This window comes from Streptomyces sp. NPDC025618 (genome assembly GCF_055558795.1).
Window position 1 is genome coordinate 31,066 of record NZ_JBVHLW010000028.1, and the last position, 22,701, is coordinate 53,766.

Annotated in this window: 24 protein-coding genes and 1 pseudogene; 8 read left to right on the forward strand and 17 right to left on the reverse strand. The window is 73.7% G+C overall.

Translation table 11 applies throughout. The annotated features are described in order from the left end of the window. Positions 1-33 precede the first annotated feature (33 nt). A complete protein-coding gene (locus ACZ4A5_RS22280; protein WP_467586719.1) occupies positions 34-1,353 on the reverse strand; it encodes a GAF domain-containing protein in 1,320 nt (439 codons plus the stop codon). A 177-nt stretch (positions 1,354-1,530) separates the two neighbouring features. On the opposite strand from ACZ4A5_RS22280, the gene ACZ4A5_RS22285 reads away from it, so the two are divergent. After that, complete coding sequence (locus ACZ4A5_RS22285) at positions 1,531-1,848, forward strand: holin (protein WP_467586722.1); 318 nt, start codon at positions 1,531-1,533, stop codon at positions 1,846-1,848. Positions 1,849-2,064: 216 nt separating this feature from the next. Here ACZ4A5_RS22285 and ACZ4A5_RS22290 read toward each other — a convergent pair whose 3' ends face one another. Further along, positions 2,065-3,435 carry a phosphatase PAP2 family protein gene (locus tag ACZ4A5_RS22290; RefSeq protein WP_467586725.1) on the reverse strand — a complete coding sequence of 457 codons (1,371 nt, stop codon included), beginning with the start codon at positions 3,433-3,435 and terminating at the stop codon, positions 2,065-2,067. A gap of 285 nt (positions 3,436-3,720) precedes the next feature. On the opposite strand from ACZ4A5_RS22290, the gene ACZ4A5_RS22295 reads away from it, so the two are divergent. Next, the gene (locus ACZ4A5_RS22295) at positions 3,721-4,407 is read left to right on the forward strand and encodes a hypothetical protein (RefSeq protein WP_467586728.1); all 687 of its coding nucleotides are present in this window, start codon (positions 3,721-3,723) and stop codon (positions 4,405-4,407) included. A 165-nt stretch (positions 4,408-4,572) separates the two neighbouring features. On the opposite strand, the gene ACZ4A5_RS22300 is transcribed toward ACZ4A5_RS22295, so the two are convergent. Further along, positions 4,573-4,749 carry a zf-HC2 domain-containing protein gene (locus ACZ4A5_RS22300; protein WP_467586731.1) on the reverse strand — a complete coding sequence of 59 codons (177 nt, stop codon included), beginning with the start codon at positions 4,747-4,749 and terminating at the stop codon, positions 4,573-4,575. Positions 4,750-4,810: 61 nt separating this feature from the next. Between ACZ4A5_RS22300 and ACZ4A5_RS22305 the strand changes: the two genes are divergently transcribed. Continuing rightward, complete coding sequence (locus ACZ4A5_RS22305; RefSeq protein ID WP_467586734.1) at positions 4,811-5,398, forward strand: sigma-70 family RNA polymerase sigma factor; 588 nt, start codon at positions 4,811-4,813, stop codon at positions 5,396-5,398. Between the two features lie 118 nt (positions 5,399-5,516). Here ACZ4A5_RS22305 and ACZ4A5_RS22310 read toward each other — a convergent pair whose 3' ends face one another. The 3 genes from ACZ4A5_RS22310 to ACZ4A5_RS22320 are packed head-to-tail and all read right to left on the reverse strand — an operon-like array spanning position 5,517 to position 8,604. Next, positions 5,517-6,023, reverse strand: coding sequence for a copper chaperone PCu(A)C (locus tag ACZ4A5_RS22310; RefSeq protein ID WP_467586738.1), 507 nt, complete (start codon positions 6,021-6,023; stop codon positions 5,517-5,519). Further along, positions 6,020-8,359, reverse strand: coding sequence for a heavy metal translocating P-type ATPase (locus ACZ4A5_RS22315; RefSeq protein ID WP_467586741.1), 2,340 nt, complete (start codon positions 8,357-8,359; stop codon positions 6,020-6,022). Before ACZ4A5_RS22315 ends, ACZ4A5_RS22310 begins: the two co-directional genes overlap by 4 nt. Next, complete coding sequence (locus ACZ4A5_RS22320) at positions 8,356-8,604, reverse strand: hypothetical protein (protein WP_467586744.1); 249 nt, start codon at positions 8,602-8,604, stop codon at positions 8,356-8,358. The genes ACZ4A5_RS22315 and ACZ4A5_RS22320 overlap by 4 nt, the downstream gene beginning before the upstream one ends. Positions 8,605-8,888: 284 nt before the next feature. Between ACZ4A5_RS22320 and ACZ4A5_RS22325 the strand changes: the two genes are divergently transcribed. After that, the gene (locus tag ACZ4A5_RS22325; protein ID WP_467586747.1) at positions 8,889-10,136 is read left to right on the forward strand and encodes a cytochrome P450 family protein; all 1,248 of its coding nucleotides are present in this window, start codon (positions 8,889-8,891) and stop codon (positions 10,134-10,136) included. A 7-nt stretch (positions 10,137-10,143) separates the two neighbouring features. Beyond that, on the forward strand, positions 10,144-11,076 hold the full coding sequence (locus tag ACZ4A5_RS22330) for an L-tyrosine/L-tryptophan isonitrile synthase family protein (protein ID WP_467586750.1): 933 nt from the start codon (positions 10,144-10,146) through the stop codon (positions 11,074-11,076). 180 nt (positions 11,077-11,256) lie between these two features. Here the strand turns inward: ACZ4A5_RS22330 and ACZ4A5_RS22335 are convergent, their stop codons facing one another. From ACZ4A5_RS22335 to ACZ4A5_RS22360, 6 genes are all read right to left on the reverse strand, one after another. Then, complete coding sequence (locus tag ACZ4A5_RS22335) at positions 11,257-11,454, reverse strand: hypothetical protein (protein WP_467586753.1); 198 nt, start codon at positions 11,452-11,454, stop codon at positions 11,257-11,259. Further along, positions 11,447-11,650: a hypothetical protein gene (locus ACZ4A5_RS22340; RefSeq protein WP_398871829.1), complete on the reverse strand. Its 204-nt coding sequence runs from the start codon at positions 11,648-11,650 to the stop codon at positions 11,447-11,449. The genes ACZ4A5_RS22335 and ACZ4A5_RS22340 overlap by 8 nt, the downstream gene beginning before the upstream one ends. Before the next feature lie 303 nt (positions 11,651-11,953). Further along, the gene (locus ACZ4A5_RS22345; RefSeq protein WP_398871831.1) at positions 11,954-13,168 is read right to left on the reverse strand and encodes a helix-turn-helix domain-containing protein; all 1,215 of its coding nucleotides are present in this window, start codon (positions 13,166-13,168) and stop codon (positions 11,954-11,956) included. 65 nt (positions 13,169-13,233) lie between these two features. Further along, positions 13,234-14,010 carry an ABC transporter ATP-binding protein gene (locus ACZ4A5_RS22350; RefSeq protein WP_467586758.1) on the reverse strand — a complete coding sequence of 259 codons (777 nt, stop codon included), beginning with the start codon at positions 14,008-14,010 and terminating at the stop codon, positions 13,234-13,236. A gap of 4 nt (positions 14,011-14,014) precedes the next feature. After that, positions 14,015-15,088: a FecCD family ABC transporter permease gene (locus ACZ4A5_RS22355; protein ID WP_467586763.1), complete on the reverse strand. Its 1,074-nt coding sequence runs from the start codon at positions 15,086-15,088 to the stop codon at positions 14,015-14,017. After that, a complete protein-coding gene (locus ACZ4A5_RS22360) occupies positions 15,089-16,150 on the reverse strand; it encodes an ABC transporter substrate-binding protein (RefSeq protein ID WP_467586766.1) in 1,062 nt (353 codons plus the stop codon). 150 nt (positions 16,151-16,300) lie between these two features. On the opposite strand from ACZ4A5_RS22360, the gene ACZ4A5_RS22365 reads away from it, so the two are divergent. Further along, entirely contained in the window at positions 16,301-17,032 is a 732-nt protein-coding gene (locus tag ACZ4A5_RS22365) for a PIG-L deacetylase family protein (protein ID WP_467586769.1), read from the forward strand. A gap of 224 nt (positions 17,033-17,256) precedes the next feature. On the opposite strand, the gene ACZ4A5_RS22370 is transcribed toward ACZ4A5_RS22365, so the two are convergent. The 5 genes and pseudogenes from ACZ4A5_RS22370 to ACZ4A5_RS22390 all read right to left on the reverse strand — a co-directional run bounded on the left by ACZ4A5_RS22370 (position 17,257) and on the right by ACZ4A5_RS22390 (position 21,227). Beyond that, positions 17,257-18,384: a PP2C family protein-serine/threonine phosphatase gene (locus tag ACZ4A5_RS22370; protein ID WP_467586772.1), complete on the reverse strand. Its 1,128-nt coding sequence runs from the start codon at positions 18,382-18,384 to the stop codon at positions 17,257-17,259. A gap of 111 nt (positions 18,385-18,495) precedes the next feature. Then, positions 18,496-18,987 (reverse strand): PTS-dependent dihydroxyacetone kinase phosphotransferase subunit DhaM, encoded by a 492-nt coding sequence (locus ACZ4A5_RS22375; protein ID WP_467586906.1) that lies wholly within the window; start codon positions 18,985-18,987, stop codon positions 18,496-18,498. Then, a pseudogene (gene dhaL, locus ACZ4A5_RS22380) lies at positions 18,961-19,590 on the reverse strand (dihydroxyacetone kinase subunit DhaL); the annotation flags it as partial. The gene ACZ4A5_RS22375 and the pseudogene dhaL, both read right to left, overlap by 27 nt. 93 nt (positions 19,591-19,683) lie before the next feature. Then, positions 19,684-20,622, reverse strand: coding sequence for a DUF6114 domain-containing protein (locus ACZ4A5_RS22385; RefSeq protein WP_467586775.1), 939 nt, complete (start codon positions 20,620-20,622; stop codon positions 19,684-19,686). Further along, positions 20,613-21,227 (reverse strand): DUF6230 family protein, encoded by a 615-nt coding sequence (locus ACZ4A5_RS22390; RefSeq protein ID WP_467586778.1) that lies wholly within the window; start codon positions 21,225-21,227, stop codon positions 20,613-20,615. Before ACZ4A5_RS22390 ends, ACZ4A5_RS22385 begins: the two co-directional genes overlap by 10 nt. Positions 21,228-21,306: 79 nt before the next feature. On the opposite strand from ACZ4A5_RS22390, the gene ACZ4A5_RS22395 reads away from it, so the two are divergent. Further along, positions 21,307-21,936, forward strand: a complete 630-nt coding sequence (locus ACZ4A5_RS22395) for a TetR/AcrR family transcriptional regulator (protein WP_467586909.1) — start codon at positions 21,307-21,309, stop codon at positions 21,934-21,936. Positions 21,937-22,018: 82 nt separating this feature from the next. After that, positions 22,019-22,696, forward strand: a complete 678-nt coding sequence (locus ACZ4A5_RS22400; protein ID WP_467586781.1) for an esterase/lipase family protein — start codon at positions 22,019-22,021, stop codon at positions 22,694-22,696. Positions 22,697-22,701 lie beyond the last annotated feature (5 nt).

The following is a 22,701-nucleotide window of genomic DNA, read 5'->3' on the forward strand; positions in this document are numbered from 1 at the left end:
AAGCGGGGGTACGACGGAGGTGCGCCTCGGAAGCTAGCCCCGGGCAGGTTGCGCGAACGTTGCCCGGCCTCCCGGCCCGTACGCTGCCCGGCCGTTCACCGCGTACGCCGCCCCGTACTCCTCCCGCAGCCGCCGCGCCCGCGCCGCCACCGACCGCCGCTGCGGCGCGCTCATCGGAAGCGCGGCCAGCAACCGCTCCCACACCTCCAAGTCCTCCTCGCCCCACGGGGCCTCGGCCCACATCTGGAGTGCGGCGGCGTCGCCGCTGGTCAGCACCGCGCCGCGCAGCCGGGCCTCCATAAGGCGCCGCATCCGGCACACGCCCGGCGCCTCCGACAGCGGGAGGAGCGGACCGCCGTACGCGCGGAGCGCGGCCCGCAGGCCGCCCGCGGCCAACTCCCGCTCCAGGCAGTTGAAGTCGGTGTCGACCTCGCCGCGCAGCCGGTACGGGCGGGACGCGAGGAGTGGGCCGACCAGCCGCCGCAGCCGGGACAGTTCGGCCCGCAGGGTCACCGGGGGCACCGGGCGGTCGCCGTAGAGCGCCGCCGCGAGCCGCTCGCCCGTCAGCCCGTCGGGGTGGGCGGCCAGCAGGGCGACGATCTCGCTGTGCCGGCGGCCCAGGCGTAACCGGCGCCCGTCCACGACGAGCAGCGCCTCGTCCCGGCCGAGCACCGACAGGACGCAGCCGGGCACCGGCTCCGGCGCCGCCAGCCGCGCCTCGGCCGCGCGGGCGGTGGCCTGGACGAGCGCCAGGCTGTGGGGTGAGGCCAGTTGATCACCGCCGGTGATGTCCACCGCGCCCAGCAGCCGGCCGGTGCGGGGGTCGTGCACGGGCGCGGCGGCGCAGGTCCACGGCTGGACGAGGCGGTTGTAGTGCTCGGTGGCGAAGACCTGGACGGCGTGGTCGAGGGCCAGGGCGGTGCCGGGGGCGTTGGTGCCCGCGTGGGTCTCGTCCCAGCGGGCGCCGGGGACGAAGTTCATGCGCTCGGCCCCCTTCCGTACGCCCGTGTGTCCCTCCACCCACAGCAGCCGGCCCGCGGCGTCGCAGACGGAGAAGAGGTGCGCCCCGTCGGCGGCGATGGAGCCGAGCAGCTCGCGGAAGAGGGGGAGCGCGGCGGCCAGCGGGTGCGCGCGGCGGTAGGTCTCCAGCTCGGTGCCGGTCAGTTCGACCGGTGCGAGGAACTCGGGCGCGGGCAGGGCTCTCGCCGAGCGCCGCCAGGAGTCGGCGACCACGGCGCGTACACGGGGACCCGCCGGGCCCCCGGTCACGAAGGCCGCGTGGGCGTCACGGACCGCGCGGCGCCGCCGCGCGGGGTCGTCGCCGGACACCAGCGCCAGCCATGGGTTGACCATGCGGACCCTCCCAGCCCTCGGCAGCCCCCGCAAAGAGGGCAGCATCCCACAGGGGGCGGGGCCCGCACAGGTTCCGTGCGGAGTCTCACTGTCCGTCAGGTCTTGCGGTACGGGCGGCGCACCCAGCACGCTGCCCCTTCAGCCATACGACGCGAACGGAAGAGACACAAGAAGGCCATGACTGCCCTGTCCAAGAAAGTTCTCCTCGACATCCTCGAGCGCACCCTCGCCGCCTATGTCACCACCTTCCTCGGCCTTCTCATCGCCGACGGCTTCGACCTGACCGACGTCTCCGCGCTCAAGGCGGCCGCGATCGCGTCCCTGCCCGCCGCCCTCTCCGTGATCAAGGGCGCGATAGGCACCCGCTTCGGTGACACGACCAGTGCCGCCTGGCTGCCCAACCGCGGCGGCGGAGCCAAGAGCGGAGCCAGGAGCGGAGCGAAAAGCGGAACCAAGGCGGGCTCGCGCGCGGGGCGGCAGTCGAGCGGAGGCTGACCGTTCACACGGGGTGTGCGCGGCGCACCCACGCCGCCCCCGCGCACACGCTTCCCGGCGTGGCCCGCCGCACGGTTGACTCGAAGACGCGAGTCCCACTGGAGCGACGGGACCCGGGCCGTCGGCCCTTCCCCCGAGCCGACGGCCCACCGCCTCGTACCGCCGGGCGGACGGTACGGGGCGGATCGTCGCCTTGCGGCGCGGGCCACACGTGGCTCAGACCAGTTCGGGCTGCGGTTCCGCGCGCGGCATCGGCGCGGGCTCCCGCTCCTTCGCCTCCCAGCGCCTGGTGGTCCGTACGTAGCCGTAGATCACCGAGGCCATCGCCAGGATGAGGAGCGGTCCGAAGGCCCACCGGTGCCCGGCCATCTCCACCGGCAGCCAGCGGTATGCCGCCAGGAGTGCGGCGAAGACCGCCGTGCCGTAGGCGACCAGCCGGATCCCCGAGCGGTCCCAGCCGCGGTCGTAGGTGCGCAGAGCCGTCTCGATCGTCAGCGAGAACACCACGCCGGCGACGAGGTCCACGCCGTAGTGGTAGCCGAATCCCAGCGTCGCGCTGAGCGTGGCGACCAGCCAGAACGCCCCCGCGAAGCGCAGCAGCCGCGGGCCCTTGCGGGTGTGGATGAAGATCGCGGTGGCCCAGGCCGTGTGCAGGCTGGGCATGCAGTTGCGCGGGGTGATCGTGTCGTAGGGCACCGGGTGCGGGATGTGGACCGGCGGCGGTGTGTGCGGCCACAGGTCGGCCACCGCCCACTGCACGCCGCCGGTGCCGGAGGCGCCCGGGCCGTAGGCGAAGACCGGTCCGACCACCGGGAAGATCATGTAGATCGCCGGCCCGAGGAGGCCGATCGCCAGGAAGGTGCGTACGAGGTGGTGGCGCGGGAAGCGGCGCTCGGTCGCGACGTTGCGCAGCTGGTACAGCGCGACGACGATCGCCGCCACCGCGAGCTGGGCGTAGACGGTCCCCAGGAGACGGTCGCCGACCGGGCCGATGGCGTCGAGGACCCGGCCCATCGCCCAGGACGGGTTGCCCAGCGCGTGGTCGGCGGTGGCCAGATACGGGTCGAGCACCGTCGGGCGGGTCTTCGCCGTGATGAGCAGCCAGGTGTCGCCGATCTTGCGGCCGGCCACCAGCAGCAGGCCCAGCGCGACGCCCTTCAGCATCAGGGTGCGTTCGCGGCCGGTGCGGCGGGTGAGCGCGATGACCGCGCAGCCGAGCATCACCCACAACGCGCCGTTGCCGAAGTAGTGGCCCTCGGGCACCTCGGCGCCGACCGCCCACCGCACCAGCACGAAGACGACGTCGATGCCGATCGCCGCGCCGGCCGCGATGAACCGTTGCCGCCAGGTGAGCACCACCATCATCAACGCCATGCCGCCGTACAGCGGCCCCGGCTTGGGGGCGAAGATCACCTCGCGCACCTGGGTCGTCAGCGGCCCGGGCACGCCGGCGTAGCGACGGGCGGCGATCTCCAGCGCGACGAGGAGCACGACGGCTGCCACGCCCGCCGCGGCCCACAGGAGCACCTGGGGTCGCCGCCGCGCGGCGATGTCTGTTCGCGAAAACACCCGGTCAACTATAGGCATCGATCACGTAACCGATTTGTTGGGTGTTGGTCAATTGTTCACTCTTTGCGGTGAATGGTGTGACTTTCCGGCATGCCGGGAGGGGGCGGCGGACCGGGCGGACCCATGCGCCCGTGCGGGGGGTCGTGCGGGCGTCAAGGCGCCCCCCGCCGTCCGCCCGCGCGGAGCGGGTGCAACGATGTGCACGTCATGAGAGCAGGGCAGGCGCACGAGGGTCCGCGAGCGCTGCGAGCCGCGGTGTTCGCAGCGGTCTGTGTGCTGCTCGCTGCCCTGGGACACGCGGTCATGTCCGGCACGACCGTCCCCTGGTGGGCCGTCGCGGTCGCGCTGTGCGCGACGGGCAGCGGCGCGTGGTTCATGGCGGGACGCGAACGCGGCCCGCTGCTGATCACACTCGCCACCGTCGGGGCGCAGACCGGACTGCACTCCTTCTTCGCCCTCTCCCAGAACGTCGCGGCCAACGCGGCCCGTGCGGCCGCGGCCGCACGCGCCGGGCTGCTGGCGGGCATGCCGGGGGCGGACCCCGGCATGCCCATGGGGCACGACATGGCCGGGTCCATGAGCGGCATGGCCGGCACGTCGATGGGTGCCATGGGTGACCTGGGCGGCGCCATGGGGCACATGAGCGGCGGCATGGCCGGCATGTCCGGTCACTCCATGGCCGGTCATTCCATGGCCATGCACGCCGGGCACGGCGCCCTCGGCATGTGGTCCGCCCACGTCCTCGTCGCGGTCGTCTGCGGCGTCTGGCTCTCCGGCGGCGAACAGGCCGCCTTCCGGCTCGGCCGCACCCTGCGCACCCGCCTCTTTGCCCCGCTGCTCGTCCTCTTCCGGGACGTTCCGACGCCCTCCGGGCCGCCGCGCATCCGCGCCGACCGGACGCGCGCCGCGCAGCGCCTGCGGCAGCTGCTCTACGCCCATGTCCTGGACACACGTGGTCCACCGGCCCGCGTCGCCGTCGCCTTCGGCTGACGGCGACCCCTCGCGCCGAACCACGTCACCGGGCCGACCCGCACTCCAGGGCGCCCGGATTTCCAGGAAGGACCCAGGGCGATGACCCCTGCCCGCACATGGGGCGTGCCGCGACAGCACGTCCCCCCTGCCCTCGGCACGCGCCGTACGGCCGTACCCAGCGCGTCAGATGTCCCCCAGGCCCGCCGACAGCAGCTTCAGCCGCCGCGCGCCTGCCTCCCAGTGCCGGCACGCGGCGCACTCCCGCAGGTGGGCGTCGAGCGCCGGGCCGGAGACCTCCGGCGGCGGCTCCTCGCCGTCGACGCGGGCGGACAGGGCGGTACGGGACTCGACGCAGTGCACCCCGCCATCGTCCCCGGCGTCGCCGGAGCCCCGCGCACCACCCCCCACGCGGGGGGCCGCCGTGCGTGACGACGAGACGGTGACCACCTGGGCGCTCGCGGCCCGCGGCGGTGACGCCGACGCCGTGGAGCGCTTCATCCGCGCCACCCAGAGCGACGTACGGCGATACGTGGCGCGGCTCAGCAACGACCCGCAGGGCGCGGACGACCTCGTGCAGGAGACGTATCTGCGGGCCCTGCGCTCGCTGCCCCGCTTCGAGGGGCGCTCCTCGGCCCGCACCTGGCTGCTGACCATCGCGCGCCGCACCGTCGTGGACCGGATCCGCTTCAACGCGGCCCGGCCCCGGCTGTCGGACACCGACGACTGGCAGTCGGCCGCCGAGCGGGCGCAGTCCGCGGAGCTGCCCGGCTTCGACGAGGGCGTCGCCCTCTCGCAACTCCTCGACCGCCTGCCGTACGAGCGGCGCGAGGCGTTCGTCCTGACCCAGCTGCTGGGCCTGCCGTACGCGGAGGCCGCCCTCGTGTCGGGCTGCCCGGTCGGCACGGTGCGCTCCCGCGTGGCGCGGGCGCGCGAGGCGCTGATCAGCCAGCTGGAGACGGCCGAGCGGGATGCCGTACGGGCCGCCCCGGTGCTGGCCGGGGCCGCCTGACCGGCCGGACATGAAGCGGGGGCGGGGCTCGTCATGAGCCTCGCCCCCTTCTTCGTACGGCTCGGTGCCGCTCTTCGTACCGCTCGGTGGCGCTCTTCGTACCGTTTGGTGCCGCCGTCTATCCCCGGTTCCCCGGGCGGACCACCACCGCTTCGACCCGCACCGTGCCGCTGTCGCGGAAGCGGAGCGTCAGCGGGAGGCGGTCGCCGACGCGCAGGCGGGGCGGGGACGCCACCATGATGTCCAGCTCGTGCGGTGACATCTCGAGGGTGCCGTTCGCCGGGACGGTCGCCGCCGGGACCATCCGCATCGACCCGGCGCCGTCCTTGACCACCGTGCGGCTGAGCATCGCGCCGCCCGCGGTCGGTGCCTCGACGCCGACGAGCTCGTCGTCCGCGTCACCGGTGTTGCGGAGCTTGACGAAGGCCGCCGTGTCGTCCGTGCCGAAGGGGAGCAGGACGCGGGGGTCCTCGACCTCGATCGCCGCGGGCCGGCCCGCGGCGCCGGAGGCCGTCCACGCGCACAGGCCGCCGAGGGCGACGGCACAGGCGATCACGGGCACGGCGGCCGCGCGGGCGGTCGCGGCGAGTGGCCTGGCGGGCGGGGAGGGAAGCTGCGTCTTCACGCGTCACCTCGTGTCTGGACGGCGGTGCTCCGGGACGCCGGGCGGCGCCGGGCGGGGGAGTGCGTACGGCTCAGGCCCGCGGGCGCCGGCTGCCAGCCGCGCAGGCGGAGGCTGTTGGCCACCACCAGCACCGAGCTGACCGACATCGCGGCCGCGGCGAACATCGGGCTCAGGAGACCGACCGCGGCGAGCGGGACGGTGACCAGGTTGTAGCCGAACGCCCAGGCGAGGTTGGCGCGGACCGTCGCCGACGTGCGGCGGGCCAGGCGTACGGCGTCCGCCAGCGCGCCCATGTCCTCGCGCACCAGCGTCACGTCCGCCGCGCCGATCGCCGCGTCCGTACCGCTGCCCATCGCGATGCCCAGGTCGGCACCCGCCAGCGCCGCGGTGTCGTTGACGCCGTCCCCGATGACCGCGACCCGGCGCCCCTGGGCGCGCAGTTCACGGACGAGCGCGGCCTTGTCCTCGGGCGTGGCGCGCGCGTGGACCTCGGTGATGCCGAGCTCCCCGGCGACGGCCCGCGCGGCGCCCTCGCTGTCCCCGGTGGCCAGCACCGGCCGCAGACCGAGCCGCTTGAGGTGGTCGACCGCGCGGTACGAACCGGTGCGCACCGAGTCGCCGAGCGCGACGACCGCCTCGGGCGCGCCGTCCACCCGGACCAGCACCACGGTCCGGCCGTCCCGCTCCGCCTCGCGCACCGCCGTGGCCAGGGCCTCCGGCAGCCCGCTCCTCCTGGGCTTCTTCTTCGCCGGGGCGGCGGCCTCCTCCGGCCGGACCACCTCCACGAGCCGGTCACCGACCCGGCCCGAGACGCCCCGGCCCGGCGTCGCCGCGAACCCGGTGACCTCCGGCAGGGCGGCCGTGTCCGGCACATACGCGCACACCGCCCGGCCCACCGGGTGCTCCGAACCCCGCTCGACCGCCGCGGCCAGCCGCAGTGCCTCTTCGGAGCCGAGCCCGTCCGCGCGGGCCGTCACCCCGGTCACCGCCATCGAACCGGTCGTCAGCGTGCCCGTCTTGTCCAGCACGACGGTGTCCACCCGGCGCAGTCCCTCCAGCGCCTGCGGGCCCGACACCAGGATGCCCAGGCCCGCGCCCCGGCCCGTGGCCGCGAGCAGGGCCGTCGGCGTGGCCAGGCCGAGCGCGCACGGGCAGGCCACCACGAGCACCGCGACGGCGGCCGTGACCGCCGACTGCGGCGGCGCGCCCGCGCCCAGCCAGAAGCCGAGCACGGTGACGGCCACGGCCAGCACCGCCGGGACGAAGACCCCCGCGACGGCGTCGGCCACGCGCTGCACCCGGGCCTTGCCCGCCTGCGCGTCCTCCACCAGCCGGGCGATCCGCGCCAGTTGGGTGTCCGCGCCGACCGCCTCGGCCCGCACCTCCAGCAGGCCACCGGAGTTGACGGCGCCACCGACCACGGCCGCGCCGGGGCCCGCCTCCACGGGCGCGCTCTCGCCTGTCACCAGCGACAGGTCCAGCGCCGAGCTGCCCGCGACGACCACGCCGTCGGTGGCCACGCGCTCACCGGGGCGTACGACGAAGCGGTCGCCGACCCGCAGCTCGGCGATCGGCACCCGCCGCTCGGTGCCGTCGGCGTCGCGCACGACGACGTCCTTCGCGGCGAGCGAGGCCAGCGCCCGCAGCGCCGACCCCGTACTGTGCCGGGCCCGCGCCTCCAGCAGCCGGCCGACCAGCACGAACAGCGGGACGCCGACCACCGCTTCGAGATAGACGTCCGCCGTGCCACCACCCATGGACGGCACCAGCGTGAACGGCATCCGCATGTCCGGATCGCCCGCCCCGCCGAAGAACAGCGCGTACGCCGACCATGCGTAGGAGGCCAGCACGCCGAGCGAGACGAGCGTGTCCATGGTCGCGGTGGAGTGCCGCAGGCCGCGCAGCGCCTTCTCGTGGAAGGGCCACGCGCCCCACACGGCCACCGGGGTGGCCAGCGCGAAGCACAGCCACTGCCAGTTGCGGAACTGCAGCCCCGGCGCCATGGACAGCACCAGGACGGGCACGGACAGCACGGCCGTGACGATCAGCCGGGTCATCGCGGAGGCCGCGGCCGCGCCGTCGGCCGGCGCCTCGGTGACCTCCGGCTCCGGCAGCGACGCCGTGAAGCCCGCGCCCTCCACCACGGCCATCAGCTCCGCCGCCGTCACCCCGGCGGGGTGACTGACCCGGGCCCGGCCGGTGGCGAGGTTGACGGTGGCGGTCACGCCGTCGAGCCGCCCGAGCTTCTTCTCCACCCGCGCCACGCACGCCGCGCAGGTCATCCCGCCGACGACGATCTCGGTGGCGGCGGGCGCCATGGGACTCGCGGTGCTCATCGGACCACCACCGGGCCCACGGGCGCGCCCATGTCGTGCATGCCGCCCATCCCGCCCATGCCACCGCCGCCGGAACCGGAGCCTCCGGAGCCACCGCCGGTGCGGTGTATGCCGGGGGCCGCGGGTCCGGCGGCCGAGCCGACGGCGTACGCGACGCCGAAGAGGGCGGCCAGCAACAGGACGAAGCCGAGCAGGGATCCGTACGGGCCGAGGAGACTCGGACTGAGAAGACGACGAGCGGTCATCGCCGCATCGTGACACGTCGCGCGCCGCGTCCGGCCGCCCGCGACGGTTTCACGGCGCGTGAGGATTGTCCCTTTCGTGTATGGGAACCAGGGGGCCTCCGCGGCCGACTACCCAGGAATCGCCCGTCACCCTTCGCGCGGCGCGAACCGGCGGGGGCCCGCCGTCTGTACGGCGCGACCTGGCGGGGGCTCATCGTCCGTGAGTTCTGGACGATCCGGCGGGAACTCATCGCCCGCCCCGTCCGACTTCCTTGGGGTCCACGACTTCGCGAGGAGCCCCCGCCGTGCCGCTGCCCGAGCCGATTCCCCTCTACGGACCCGAATACAAGCGGGACCCCTACCCGCTCTACGCGCGCATGCGCGCGGCCGGGCCCCTCCACCGGGTGCGCTTCCCCAGCGGTGTCACCGCCTGGCTCGTGACCGGCCACGCCGCCGCCCAGCGGACCCTCGCCGACCCCCGGCTGGGCAAGAACCACGCGCTCGGCAACGACCGCTGGCGCGAAAACGCCTCGATCATGCCCGAGCCGCAGCACTCCCAGCTCCAGGTCCACCTCCTCCACCAGGACGCGCCCAAGCACACCGCGATGCGCCGCCTGATCACCGACGCCTTCGCGCCGCGCCGGGTCGAGGAGCTGCGCCCCCGCTTCCAGGAGATGGCCGACGCGCTCGTCGACGCCATGCCCGCCGACGCGGCCTCCGCGGACCTCGTGCGCTGCTTCGCCGCGCGGTTCCCCTTCCAGGTGCTCGCCGAGGTCATCGGCCTGCCGCCGCACCTCGCGACCCGCTTCCGGCGCGACTGGGGCAAGGTCGTCGCCCCCGTCGGCCCCACCGATCCGGGCCGCCCCGCCTATGAGGCGCTGCTGCGCGAACTCCAGGGCTATATCGCCGAGGTGGTCGCCGACCGGCGCGCCGCGCCCGGCGACGGGCTGCTCTCCCGGCTGGTCACCGCCCGCGACGCCGGCGAGCTGACCCAGGAGGAGCTGGACTCCATGATCTTCCAGCTGCTGGTGGCCGGCCAGGAGCCCGTCACCAATCAGATCACCACCGCCGTCGTCTCACTCCTCCGAGCGCCCGAGGCACTGGAGCGGCTGCGCGCCGAGCCCGGTCTGCTGCCCGCAGCGGTCGAGGAACTCCTGCGCATCGACAGCGCCTTCGAGCTCACGACCTGGCGCTTCCTCGCCGAGGACGCCGAGCTGCACGGCAGGCGCGTCCCCGCTGGCGACTCCGTCATCGTCTCCCTCTGCGCCGCCAACCGCGACCCCGAGCGCTTCCCCGACCCCGACACGCTCGACCTCGACCGGGCGCAGGGCTCCCACCTGGCCTTCGGACACGGCAGCCACTTCTGCCCCGGCGCGGCCCTGGCCCGCGTCGAACTCCAGGTCGCTCTCGGCACGTTGGTCACCCGCCTGCCGGGTCTGCGCCTCGCCGTCCCCGAAGATGAACTCTCCTGGATCCCCGCCGTCCTCGGCCGTGGCGTCGGCGAACTGCCCGTCGCCTTCGACCGGCCCGCCTGCCCCCGCCCCCGTGGATGACCGCACCATGTTCTACGCAGCGACCCTGACCCGCACCACCGTCGAAGAACGCGTGCTCGGCCTCCTCCTGCCGTACCACCGCACGGCGGAGGCGACCCCCTCCGAACCCGCCGATCACCCCGAACAGCTGGAACAGATACGGCAGTTCACGTCCTCCGGCGAGACCATCGTCTTCACCCTCCCCGGCTTCCCCTGCAAGTCGCCCAACCCCGCCAAGGTGCTCGGCCACCTCCCCGACGAGGGCGAGCGCCTCTCCCTGCGCTTCCTCGACGGCCTGTGCGCCCGCATCGGCGAGATATACGAGCCCGGGGCCCGTATCGTCATCTGCTCCGACGGGCACATCTTCGGCGACCTCATCCGGGTCCCCGACGACCACATCGACGCCTACGGCGACGAACTGCGCGCCCTGATCGACCGCGAACGGCTGCGCCACCTCGACACCTTCGACATGCGCGACGTGCACGGCGACCTCGACCACGACACCAAGCGGGAGTTGGTCACCGCCGCGTACGCCCCCTCACTCGACGCCCTGCGCGCGCAGGTCCGCGCCGGCGACGAGGAGACCCTGCGGCTCTACCGCGGCATCACCCGCTTCCTCTTCGAGGACACGGCGGACTTCACCGGCACGAACTCCGCGCTCCAGCGCGAGTGCAAGCGGCGGGCGTACGGCGTCATCGCGCGGAGCCGCGCGTGGGGCGACCTCATCGCCGACTGCCATCCGCGCTCGGTACGGCTGTCCATCCATCCACAGCGGGCGGGCTCGGAGAAGTTCGGCATCCGGCTGCTGGATTCGGCGGACGCGTGGGCCACGCCGTGGCACGGAGCTGTGCTCCGGGGGCCGGGGGGAGAGGCTCGTTTGATGCGGCGGGTGGACGCGGAGCGGGTGGGGCGGCTGGTGTCGTCGGGCGGGCGGCCGAGCCATTTCGAAGCGGTGGCTTGAGCGGGGCTTTGGGTACGGGGTGTGTGGGGCGGGCCTGCCGCCTCCCCGGCCGCGTCTGATGTGCGGCTCCGCCGCGGGGACCTCCGGGAGCGGGCAGGGCCCGCACCCGCCCGACCAGCGAGAAGCCCCATCCCCACGCCTCGCGACGAGGGCGCGGACGGGGCACGAGCCGTGACCGGTTTACGGTTGCTTCCTGCTCTTCTCCCCGACGCAGTCGAGACAGACCCATCCCGTACGGACCACGAGCCGTGTCCGCTCCTTCGGATGCTTGCCGCACCACTCGGAGGGCCCGGACCGGTCGGGCAGATCGCGCTTGATCAGCATTCTGATCAGGAACCGGTTGCTCGGCGGCTCGTCCGGGACGGGCTCGTCAGTCATCGTCGCCGTCGCCCTCCTCCGGCTGTGGGGTCGGGGTCACGATCTCTTCCTCGAATACGTCGTACCCGTTGACCTCGTTCTCTCCACCCATGGTGCGGCTCCAGTCTGTCGGGTGGTGGATGGAGCCGGCAGTCGGCGACAGCGGCGGGGAGACGGTCGGTGCGGCCGCGTAGGCGGGGCTGAGTGGGCGTGGCATCAGCATGGCGGCCTCTCGTGGTGTGTCTCCACGGTGTACGGGCCGACCTGGAAGATCCGTCGGGCCCGTGTCCGTTCCTCGGGGGCCTCGGCGGGCGGGTGGCTGGGTGTGCGATGGTCGGTTCGTGCTGGGGTGTCCGGTGTGGGCTGCGCCTGCTTATGCTCTGTCATGGCTGCCTGCTCGTCCTTCTCGGGTGGTCCACGCCCCCGGGCCGGTCGGACGGTCGCGGGGGTACGTGCGTCAGGCCAGCAAACCCTGAGAGGCGGGAGCGAGACAGGGACGCAACGTCCTAGTTTCGCGGGCTTAGTTGGCGACGCCCAGGAACTCGGCGAGCTTCCGCAGGCCGGGCGGGCGGTACGAGCCTGCCCACAGGTCGCTGACGATCGCCACGGCGAGCGTGTGGTGCCGCACCCAGGCCGGGGCGATCTGCCGAAGCTTCTCAAGTGCCTGCACGGCGCCCTCGGCGTCGCCCAGGTCCGTGTGTGCTCGGGCGACGTCCAACAGGAGCCACGTGCGCCAGGAAGGGGGAGTATCGGCGCTGAGGCGCATTCCCTTGGCCAGTGCCAGCGCTTCTTCGGGCCGTGCGTGCTGGACGGCGAGGCGGACGCGCTCGATCCGTACGGATGAGCGGCTGAACACCGACACCATCTTTCCGTCGGCGGGAGGAGGGAGCGTGGCCAGTTTGTGGGTGGCGTTCTCCGCTGTGTTCATCATGTCGTTCGCTGTCGCGTAGTCGCCGGCGCGGGCGGCGGATGTGGCGGCGGACATGATGAGCGCACCCCAGACCCTCAACCCCTCGGCGTTCTTCCCATGCTCCTTCTCGACCGAATCGGCGGCGTACACGGCAAGGCGCTCGGCGTCGTCGAGCCGGTTCTGCCGCTGGTAGTTCCAGGCCACGCTGTTGCTGATCATCGGTGCGAGCAACGGGTCCGAGGAGTCCGAGGCGGCGCTCATGGCGCGCTCAAGTGCGCTCAGCGCGAGGTCGGTCTTCCCCAGGCGGATGGCGAGGTGCCCGGCCAATTGCAGCGCCTTGCCCAATGCGGCCTGCGCCGCCGCGCGTTCGTCCACGTTCCCCACAGCGGCAGCGAAGCGCGCGTCGGAGATGATGCCGGGCAGCATCTCCATGAGCCGACCGAAATCGGCGTCGTGGTAAAGGGTCCAGCTGTCGGAGATCTCGCGTCTCAGAAGAGGCGCGGTCAGTCGCTCGGCGCCGTTCGGCTCCGGAGGCGGGGCGAACAGCGGGGGCATGATCGCGCGACGCAGAGCAACCAACTGAGGAGGGTCGGCGTCTCCGGTGGACGGGACTCCGGGCGGGTCTCCGAGGAGGGTTGTCAGTTCGACGCCCAGTCCCCGGGACAGCGCGTGCAGGGTCGGCAGGCGTGCGCTGTGCTTCCGCTTCTGCTCAAGCTTGCGGACCACGTCCACGGACACGCCGGACCGCTCCGCCAGCCCCTCTTGCGTGAGGTCGGCAAGCTTGCGGAGCCTGCCCAACCGGTCGCCCAGGTGTTCCGTCACCATGGCCCCACGCTACCGCTCCCGGGCGCGACGAAAGCGGGGCGAAGCGAGATCGCCTCAGGCGACAACTACCGCCCAGCCCCCCGATGATCGAAAGCGATCAGCGGATCCCCCGTCAGCGGATGATCCACCACCGCCGCCCGCACCCCGAAGACCTCCGCCAGCAGCCCCGGCGTCAGGACGTCGCGCGGTGGACCCGACGCCACCAGCGCCCCTTCGTGCAGTACGTGCAAGCGGTCGCACAGCGACGCCGCCGCGTTGAGGTCGTGCAAGGAGAGAAGCGTCGTACGGCGCTGCGCGCGCAGCAGTGCCAGGAGTTCCACCTGGTGCTGGACATCGAGGTGGTTGGTCGGCTCGTCCAGGACGAGTACGCGGGGGTCCTGCGCGAGTGCCCTTGCCAGCAGCACCCGTTGGCGTTCGCCTCCGGAGAGGGCCGAGAAGCGGCGGGTGCCCGCGCCGGCCATGCCGACCTGTTCCAGGGCCGCCGCGACCAGGTCCGCGTCCGTGCGGTCCTCGGCCGCGAACGCCCGCTTGTAGGGGGTGCGGCCCATGGCCACGACCGCGCGGACCGACAGTTCGAAGTCGCTGCCGCGCTCCTGCGGCAGGGCGGCCACCAGGCGGGCCGACTCCGCCGTCGTCAGGGAGCGGACGTCCGTACCGCCGAGCAGGACGCGTCCGGCGTGCGGGCGGAGATAGCGGTAGACGGTGCGCAGGAGGGTCGACTTCCCGCTGCCGTTCGGGCCGATCAGTCCCGCGATCTCGCCGTCCTCCGCGAGCAGGTCCACGCCGGAGACCACCGTCCGCCCGGACAGGGCCACTTCGAGTCCTTCGATGGTGACACGCACGCCGCTACCCCCGCTCCAGCCGTCGGTCCAGCAGATACAGCAGCGTCGGCGCGCCGATGAGCGCGGTGACCACGCCCACCGGCAGCTCCTGGTCCGGCAGGGCCGTACGGGCCAGGAGGTCGACGACCACCAGGAGCACGGCGCCGAACAGCGCCGCCACCGGCAGCAGCCGGCGGTGGGCGCCGCCCACCACCATCCGGCAGACGTGCGGCACCATCAGGCCCACGAAGCCGATCGCCCCGGACACCGAGACCAGCACACCGGTGAGCACGCTGGTGACCACGAACAGCTCGCGCCGCAGCCGGACGACGTCCACGCCCAGCCCGGCCGCCGTCTCGTCGCCCATCAGCATCGCGTCGAGGGCCCGGGCGCGGGCCACCAGGGCCACCAGGCCGAGCAGCACCGCGACCACGGGCAGCGCGAGGGTGGACCACTGGGCGCCGCCCAGCGAACCCATCAGCCAGAACAGCACCCCGTGCGTCTGCTGGTCGTCCCCGGCCTGGAGCACCAGATAGTGGGTGAAGCCCGACAGGAACTGCCCGATGCCCACCCCCGACAGCACCAGGCGCAGCGGCGAGAACCCGCCGCCCCGGCGGGCCATGGCCCACACCAGCGCGAAGGACGCCAGCGCCCCGGCGAAGGCCGCCGAGGACAGGCCGAGCCCGAGCAGCCCGCCCGCACCCGCGCCCAGCACGATCGCCGCGACCGCGCCCAGTGACGCGCCGCTGGAGATGCCGAGCAGATAGGGGTCCGCGAGCGGATTGCGGACCAGGGCCTGGACGGCCGTGCCGACCAGGCCCAGGCCCGCGCCCACCACGGCCGCGAGCAGCGCGCGCGGCACGCGCAGCTGCCACACGATGAGGTCCTGGGTGCCCGGCACCGGGTCCGCGCCGCGGATGCCGCGCGTCACCGAGGACCACACCTCGCCGAGCGGGACGTCCGTCGAGCCCAGGCACACGGACGCGGTCAGCGCGGTCACCAGGGCGACGCCCAGCACGGCGCCGACCCACCCGGCCCGCGCGCCCGGCTCGCGTTCACGCTCTTGCTCCGCCTCCGCGGCCGTGGCGAGCGCGGCCACCTACTTCACCAGGTCCGGGTGGAGCGTGTGCGCGATCTCGCGCACGGTGTCGGCGCTGCGCACCCCGCCGATCGTGGTCCGCTCGGAGCCGATGCGTACGAAGCGGCCCTCCTTGACGGCGGTGAGGTCCTTGGTCGCGGGGAAGGTGCGCAGGAAGTCGGCTGCTTCGTCGAACGCCTTCTTGTCGGCCTCCTCGCTGCCGCGGTTGCGGACGCCGAGCTGGATCCAGTCGGGGTTCTTGGCGACGACGTCCTCCCAGCCCACCGGCTTGAAGTCGCCGTCGCAGCCGGCGAAGACGTTCCGGCCGCCGGCCTGGGTGATCACCGCGTTGGCCACCTGCCGGTTGCACACCGCCATGGGCTGCTTGGTGCCGGCGTCGTAGTCGAAGAAGAAATACGTCGGCCGCTTCGCCTCGGGCACGTCCTTGAGCGCGTCGCGGACGGTGTCGGTCTTCTTGCGCATCTGGCCGACCAGTTCGTCGGCGCGGGCGGAGGTGCCGGTGACCTTGCCCATCTCCAGGACGTCGGCCTCCACGCCGGAGAGGTCGGTGCGCGGCGCCTTGCTCATCGACGCGCAGGCCGACGACTTGAGGAAGACGTGCTTGATGCCCGCCGCCTCGAACTCCTTGGCCGTGGGGGCGTCGCCCATCTTCCCCATGTTCTTCATGGAGGAGAACGAGTCGACGTAGAGGTCCGCGCCCGAGGCCAGCAGCTTCTCCTTGGGGATGCCCATCTTCCCCAGCACGGGGACCTTCGCCGCCTGGTCCGCGAACTGCTCGGGCAGCGTGCCCTTGCCGGGCGGGAAGCCCGTACCGGCCAGCTTGTCGCCCGCGCCCAGCCACATCAGCAGCTCCAGGCTCGCCGCGTTGCTGGTGACGATCTTCTTCGGCGCGGAGTCGAACGTCGTCCTCGCCCCCATGCAGTCGGAGACGGTCACCGGGAAGCCCGCGCGTGCCGAGGACTCGGCCCCCGCGTCGTCGGACTTCTTCGCACCGCCACTGCCGCAAGCCGTCGCCGACAGGGCCACAGCGGCCAGCACACCGCACCACACACGAGGGCGCATCAGAAAACACTCCAGAACTCGACATCCGCGCGGACCCGTCCGCGCGGGTCCGGACAGGTAGTCGGACCGTCGGCCCACCCGGTTCCCGCGCGTCGCGAGGAATCACGACGTACGCTGCCCGAGCCGAGTCGACGAGCGAAGGAGACCGCCATGGCGGACCAGCTCAAGGAGATGCCCACCGACTGGCGGCGCGCCCTGGCCGTCGTCGCCCACCCCGACGACCTGGAATACGGTGCCTCCGCGGCCGTCGCGACCTGGCTCGACGACGGCCGCGAGTGTGTGTACGTGCTGGCCAGCGCCGGGGAGGCGGGCATCGACACGCTCGCCCCGGCCGAGGCCGGGCCGCTGCGGGAGACGGAACAGCGCGCCTCCGCCGCGGTCGTCGGCGTGCGGGCCGTGGAGTTCCTGGGGCACCGCGACGGTGTCATCGAGTACGGGCCCAGGCTGCGCCGCGACTTCGCGGCCGCCATCCGCCGCCACCGGCCCGAACTCGTCCTGACCCTCAACCACCACGACACGTGGGGCGGCGTCTACTGGAACACCCCCGACCACCGGGCCGTCGGCCGGGCGGTGCTGGACGCCGTGGGTGACGCGGGCAACCGCTGGATCTTCCCCGAGCTCACCGACGAGGGCCTGCTGCCCTGGGACGGCGTCCGTTATGTGGCCGTCGCGGGCTCCCCGCACCCCACCCACGCCGTCGACGCGAGCGCGGGCCTCGACCGGGCCGTGGCGTCCCTGCTCTGTCACCGCACCTATATCGAGGCGCTGACGAAGGACGACCCGGAGACGTACTGCCGGAAGTTCCTGGAAGGCAACATGAAGGCGGTGGCGGAGCGCTTCGGAGGACGGCCGGGGGTGGCTTTCGAGCTGTTCAGCCGCTGAGCGCTCCGCTGGGCGTGCCGCGAGGTGCCGTCGGTCGTCCGTGGCGCCGTCGTGGCCGGTCGCGCCCACGCGGCGGAGCGGCACATCGACGCCTCCCCGCGCCCTTCAGGGCGCTGCCGGACCGCAGTGGACTTCACCCGGCCTGCTGGGAGGCGTGAAAGGTGCGGCCATCACGTGAAGTCCGGCTCGATACCCCGGTTGTTTCCGGAAATTCGCCCCTGGGCTCAGCCGCAGCCCACCGGCACCCGCTCCATCACCAGCACGGCCGCGTCGTCCTGCAACTTCCCGCCCGTGTGCGCGTCGAGATCCGCGCGCAGCCGCTCCAGCAGCTCGGAGGTCGACAGCGTGGCCCACGCGTCCAGCCGTTCGGCCAGGGGGTAGAAACCGCCGTCCGGCGCGCGGGCCTCGGTGACGCCGTCGGTGCAGGCGAGCACCCGGCTGCCGGCGGGCAGCTCGACCCGTTGCGTGGTGCGCGCCGCCGTGGCCAGGTCGCCCAGGCCCAGCGGCAGCCCCGGGTCCGGGGTCTCCAGCTCCCGCACCCCGCCCTCCGGGCCGATGAGGAACGGCGCCACGTGACCGCAGTCGACGAACACCACGGGCACCGCCCCGGCCTCCGGCGCGGCCGCCTCCTCGGTCCCGAACACCAGCGCCGTCACGAACTCCTCCGACGCGCGCAGCGCCGTGTCCTCCGCGCCCGTGGACCTCGCCTCGTACGCCGCCGACCGGTGGTAGCGGTAGAGCCCCTGCTCCATCGCCTCCACCCCGCTCTCCAGGTCGCGCCGGTGGTAGGCGGCCTCCCGGAACGCCGTCAGTACCGCGGCCCCCGCGCCCAGGGTGCCCAGGCCCTTGCCCCGTACGTCACCGATCAGCACCCGGGTGCCGTACGGCGTGTCGACGACCTCGTAGAGGTCGCCGCCGACCAGCGCCTCCCGCTGGGACGACACATAGAAGCCGTCCACCACCACGCTGTGCGTGCGCAGCGGCAGGGGCCGCAACAGCGCCCGCTGCGCGGCCTCCCCGGTGGCCCGCACCCGCTCCAGCAGGTCCTCGCCGTCGCGCCGGAGCCGGGCCACCGCGATGCTCGCGCCCACCATCAGGGCGTTGCCCACGAAGGAGCCGACGCGGTTGACCGCCACGTCGCTGTTGAGCACGCCGTGGTGCGCCACCATCAGGCAGAAGTCCAGGACGCCGACGAAGACCGTCTGCTGATACGTGCACACCGCGGCCGCCGTCATCGGCGCGAGCGCCGCGAAGACGTCCAGCCGGAGATTGGACGGGGTCGTCAGATCGACGGCCACGATGACCAGGAGATAGACGAGGACGAGCGCGAAAGGCCTGCTGCGCGACGACACCGTGGCGGGACCTCCACGCCGGAAATGGGCTGCATAGGGTATTTCGCCAGCTCCAGCCTTCCACGGCCGCCGCGCCTCGGCCACCCGGTGCGATCTTGACCCCGGGTTGCCTCAGAGTTTGCGGTACGTCCGCGCGTCGTCGGTCGCCGCGAGCACCGTCGCCAGGTCACCACCGGCGGACGCCGTCACCACGGCGGTGACCGCGCCCTCCACGAAGGGGGCGTCCGCGACGCGTACGTCGGCGGCGCCCAGCGAGCCGTCGGCCAGCAGCGCCTTGACCGTGAGCACCGCGCTGCCCATGTCGCACAGCACCACCACACCCGCGCCCTCGTCCACCCCCGTGACCGCCGCGCGGACCAGCTCCGCGCTGGTGCCGACCGAGCCGTCCGGCAGCCCGCCCGCCCCGGCGACCGGCGCGGGGGAGGGGGACCCGGTCAGGGCGCGGGCGAGCGCGGCCGTGGAGGCGGCCACATCGCGGCTGTGCGAGACCAGCACCACGCCGACCCGGCCCGGCGCGCGCTCGGGCTCCGGCGCGGGCGCCTCGCTCGCCTCGACGGGCGCCGCGCACAGCTCCGGGTCGGTGGCCTCGTACAGCGCGGTCACCAGCAGCGCCGACGAGGTGGCGCCCGGGTCCTGGTGGCCGATGCTGCGGTCGCCCAGATAGCTGGCCCGGCCGCGCCGCGCCCGCAGCGGAATGGTTGCCTCCGCACCCGCGCGGGCCGCCCGCGCCGCCGCGTCCAGCGCCGCCGTCACGCCGCCGTCCGCCAGGGCCTCGGCGTACGCGTCCGCGGCCGGCTGCAACGCGTCGACCATCGTCTTGTCACCGGGCGCCGCGTCACCGAGGCGCCGCACGCTCGCCACGGCCGCGGCCAGCGCCCGCCCCAGCGTCGCGGGTTCGACCACGGCGTCGTCGCCGAGGATCTTGCCCATCCGGCGCAGGACCGTCCCGTACAGGGGGCCGGAGGCGCCGCCCACGGTGTTGGTGAGGTGCACGCCCACGGCGGTGAGCAGGGCGCCCGGCGTGGCGGGCGCCTCGGCGGCCAGGGCGTCGGCGGCGGAGGTGAAGCCGCGCTTGAGGTTGGCGCCGTGGTCGGCGTCGCCGATGGCGGCGTCGAGGTCGGTCAGATACGCGGCATCCGCGACGAGGACGCGCGTGGCGCGGTCGAGGAACCGGTGGAAGAAGGCGAGGTCGAGCGGGGCGGTCATGGTGCGGTGCTCCTCGTCGCTGCGGCTCGGGGTCCAAGTCGGTTCAGCGTAATGCGCACGCCCCGCGGGGCCGCGGGCAGCCGGGCCCGGCCCTCACGCGCCGGGAGGCGTCACCCCCACCCGCAGTCCGTCGGCCCCGATGGTGTCCGAGGTGACCAGCGCCTGTTCGGCGTGGACGTCCGTCATGAAGACGAAGGGCGGGATCACCGGCGGCACGGGAAGCCCGTCGGGGGAGAAGGTCACGCACAGCAGGCCCTCCAGGCACCCGCTGAACTTCGTGAGATAGAGCGTCACATCGCCGCTCAGGTCCAGCGTGCGCGCCCCGAGGGACAGCTCCGCGCCGCCGTCCCGCGTGGTCATCCGGTAGTCCTTCAGCGAGGCGGAGCCCATCTTGAGGACCAGCACCTTCAACGGCCCCTTGGCCGTGGGCACCTGGGTGACCCCGCCGAACGCGAAGCCGCGCGGCGCGAAGAGCGACGTGCGCACGGCCGGCGGGACCGCCGCGGCCGGGACGCCGGAGGCGCCGCGCGGCACCGCCTCCGCGCGGTCCGCCGCCGGGGCGCCGACCGCCGCCACCAGCACGAACGGCAGCGCGACCGACAGCGTCCGGGACGGCCCCGGCCCGGCCTCCCGGCGCTCGGCCGGGGTCCAGCCGAAGCCCATGGCGCTGCCCGCGATCCCCAGCAGCGTGCCGACCAGGAAGCCGCCCAGGTTGGTCGCGGCGAAGGAGAGGACGGACAGGATCAGGGCGTTGATGCTCACGTAGTGCCGCGCCGACGGCACGCACCACAGGAACACCCCGGCGACGATCAGCGCCAGCCCGATCCCGAGCGCGGCGAGCCCGCCCAGGCCCAGGCTGACCAGCACGGGCACCGGGGACAGCGGCACGACCAGCAGCTCCGTCCCGCCGAGCACGAGCAGCAGCCCGGCCCAGAAGGGCCGGGTGCGCCGCCATGCCCGGAACCTCCGCCGCCGCTCCGGCCATGGCAGCCGCCGCTCCACCGCCGTGCTGAACCGGCCGCTCAGAAGCACTTCTTGCCGTCCAGGCTCACGTTCAGCCGCAGCCCCGGCAGCCGGAAGTTGCCGCCGGTCGCGGACCAGGCGTGCGAGCGCACCCCGGCCACCGTGATGTCCCCGGCCTGGAGCCCGAACCGGCCCGCCTCGCCCTTGACGTCCGGCACCGCGTCGAGGGTGGAGGCGTCCCGGCCGATCTGGGCGGTGCCGAAGGTGGCGTCGCCGACGAGGTCCTCGCCGTCGATGACCAGTTTGCTCGCGCTCACCTCGCCCGCGCCGCCGCCCGCGGTGAGTTTGAAGACCACGTTCCCCAGCGGCGTGGGCACGGACGCGGACTGGCAGATGTCGCTCAGCCGCGCGTCGCCGATGCCCAGCAGCGACACCGGGTGGCCCTTGCCGTCCACGGAGCGGTCGGTCTGGACGAACGAGGAGAGCCCCTTGCTCGTCAGCTTCCCTGACTGCACCTGGAAGTTGGTGCCGGATACCGCGAAGGACGCGGCCAGCGCGCCCTGTGCCATCGCCGTCGCCATCGCGGCCACGGCGGCGAGGGCGGGGACGGCCACCACGGCCGTCTTCCTCCAGCGGGTTCTGCCCTCCGGCAGGCGTCGGTCGGTTCCGCTCACTGCGCCCTCCCGTAAGGAAGTGAGGAGTGTGGCTTCTGCCATACTGCGGACGTCCGGTGACGGGAGACTAGGGCCGAATTTGAATAATAGTCAACAGCCTGGGACCGACCGCTCCCAGGCGAGACGCTCCGAACTCATCGCGATCGGCCGGAAGTTGTTCGCCGACACGTCCTACGACGCGCTCTCGATGGACGACATCGCGCGGCACGCCGGTGTCGCCAAGGGCCTGATCTACTACTACTTCAAGAACAAGCGCGGCTACTACCTCGCCATCATCGAGGACTCCGTCGCCGAGCTCGCCCAGCGCGCGGCCGCCACCCACGACCTGCCCCCGGCCGACCGCGTCAGCCACACCATCGACGGCTACCTCCGCTACGCGCAGCACCACCAGGCCGCCTACCGCGCGGTCGTCACCGGCGGCGTCGGCTTCGACGAGGAGGTCCTGGCCCTGCGCGACGGCGTCCGCGAACGGCTGCTGGCCGCGATCGCCGAAGGCGCCTGGGGCCGCCGGGACCTCCCCGTCATCGCCCGCACCGCGCTGATCGGCTGGTTCTCCAGCGTCGAGGGCGTCACCCTGGACTGGCTGCGCACCGAGGAGCTCCCGCGCGAGACGGTGCGCTCGCTGCTCGTACGCGGCCTGGGCGACACCCTCCGCGCGATCGAGGACTTCGAGCCGACGTGCCCGGCGCCGCTGCGGAAGGAGCTGTGAGGCGAAGGAGGCTTCCCCGTTCGGGGAGTTGCTGACATAGTGCGTGCCCCTGCCGACAGCCCACCCGGGAAAGGGCTTCCGCATGCGACGCGTCCTCGCCGCCCTCCTGCCGGTCCTTCTCACGGCATCCGCCCTCGGCGCCGTCCCGGCCGGGGCGGCGGCCCCGCCGAACCCGGTGATCTTCGTGCACGGCCGCAACGCGGGACCCGGCGTATGGGACGGCATGCGCGCCGGCTTCGTCCGGGCCGGGTATCCCGCGGACCGGCTCGACGCCTGGTCGTACGACACCACCAGATCGGCCAACGAGGTGCTGGCCGGTCAACTGGCCGCCCACGTCGACGCCGTGCTGGCCCGCACCGGTGCGTCGAAGGCGGACATCGTCGCCCACAGCCTGGGCAGCCTGCCCTCCCGCTGGTACGTCGAGTCCGCCGGAGGCGGCGCCAGGATCGCGCACTGGGTGTCGCTGGCCGGCCCCAATCACGGCACCGCCCTGGCGTACCTGTGCGCGCTCTGGGACCAGGGGTGCCGGGACATGACCCCCGGGTCGTACGTCCTCTCCCACCTCAACGCGGGCTCCGAGACGCCCGGGCCGGCGCGCTACGCCACGTGGTGGTCGTCGTGCGACGAGCAGATCGCCCCGGTCTCCAGCACCGCGCTGGCGGGTGCCGTGAACACGCGGACGGCCGGCTGCCTGAAGCACAACGACCTGCTGACGGACTCAACGGTCGCGAGCCAGGTACGGGCCTTCCTCGCGAAGTGACGGGC

Coding starts and splice junctions, on each gene's coding strand:
- ACZ4A5_RS22320 (WP_467586744.1), bottom strand. CDS start 8,604: ATGACCGCTCGTCGTCTTCTCAGTCCGAGTCTCCTCGGCCCGTACGGA.
- ACZ4A5_RS22345 (WP_398871831.1), bottom strand. CDS start 13,168: ATGGTGACGGAACACCTGGGCGACCGGTTGGGCAGGCTCCGCAAGCTT.
- ACZ4A5_RS22285 (WP_467586722.1), top strand. CDS start 1,531: ATGACTGCCCTGTCCAAGAAAGTTCTCCTCGACATCCTCGAGCGCACC.
- ACZ4A5_RS22295 (WP_467586728.1), top strand. CDS start 3,721: ATGTCCGGCACGACCGTCCCCTGGTGGGCCGTCGCGGTCGCGCTGTGC.
- ACZ4A5_RS22330 (WP_467586750.1), top strand. CDS start 10,144: ATGTTCTACGCAGCGACCCTGACCCGCACCACCGTCGAAGAACGCGTG.
- ACZ4A5_RS22335 (WP_467586753.1), bottom strand. CDS start 11,454: ATGACTGACGAGCCCGTCCCGGACGAGCCGCCGAGCAACCGGTTCCTG.
- ACZ4A5_RS22290 (WP_467586725.1), bottom strand. CDS start 3,435: ATGCCTATAGTTGACCGGGTGTTTTCGCGAACAGACATCGCCGCGCGG.
- ACZ4A5_RS22365 (WP_467586769.1), top strand. CDS start 16,301: ATGGCGGACCAGCTCAAGGAGATGCCCACCGACTGGCGGCGCGCCCTG.
- ACZ4A5_RS22315 (WP_467586741.1), bottom strand. CDS start 8,359: ATGAGCACCGCGAGTCCCATGGCGCCCGCCGCCACCGAGATCGTCGTC.
- ACZ4A5_RS22280 (WP_467586719.1), bottom strand. CDS start 1,353: ATGGTCAACCCATGGCTGGCGCTGGTGTCCGGCGACGACCCCGCGCGG.
- ACZ4A5_RS22400 (WP_467586781.1), top strand. CDS start 22,019: ATGCGACGCGTCCTCGCCGCCCTCCTGCCGGTCCTTCTCACGGCATCC.
- ACZ4A5_RS22360 (WP_467586766.1), bottom strand. CDS start 16,150: ATGCGCCCTCGTGTGTGGTGCGGTGTGCTGGCCGCTGTGGCCCTGTCG.
- ACZ4A5_RS22340 (WP_398871829.1), bottom strand. CDS start 11,650: ATGCCACGCCCACTCAGCCCCGCCTACGCGGCCGCACCGACCGTCTCC.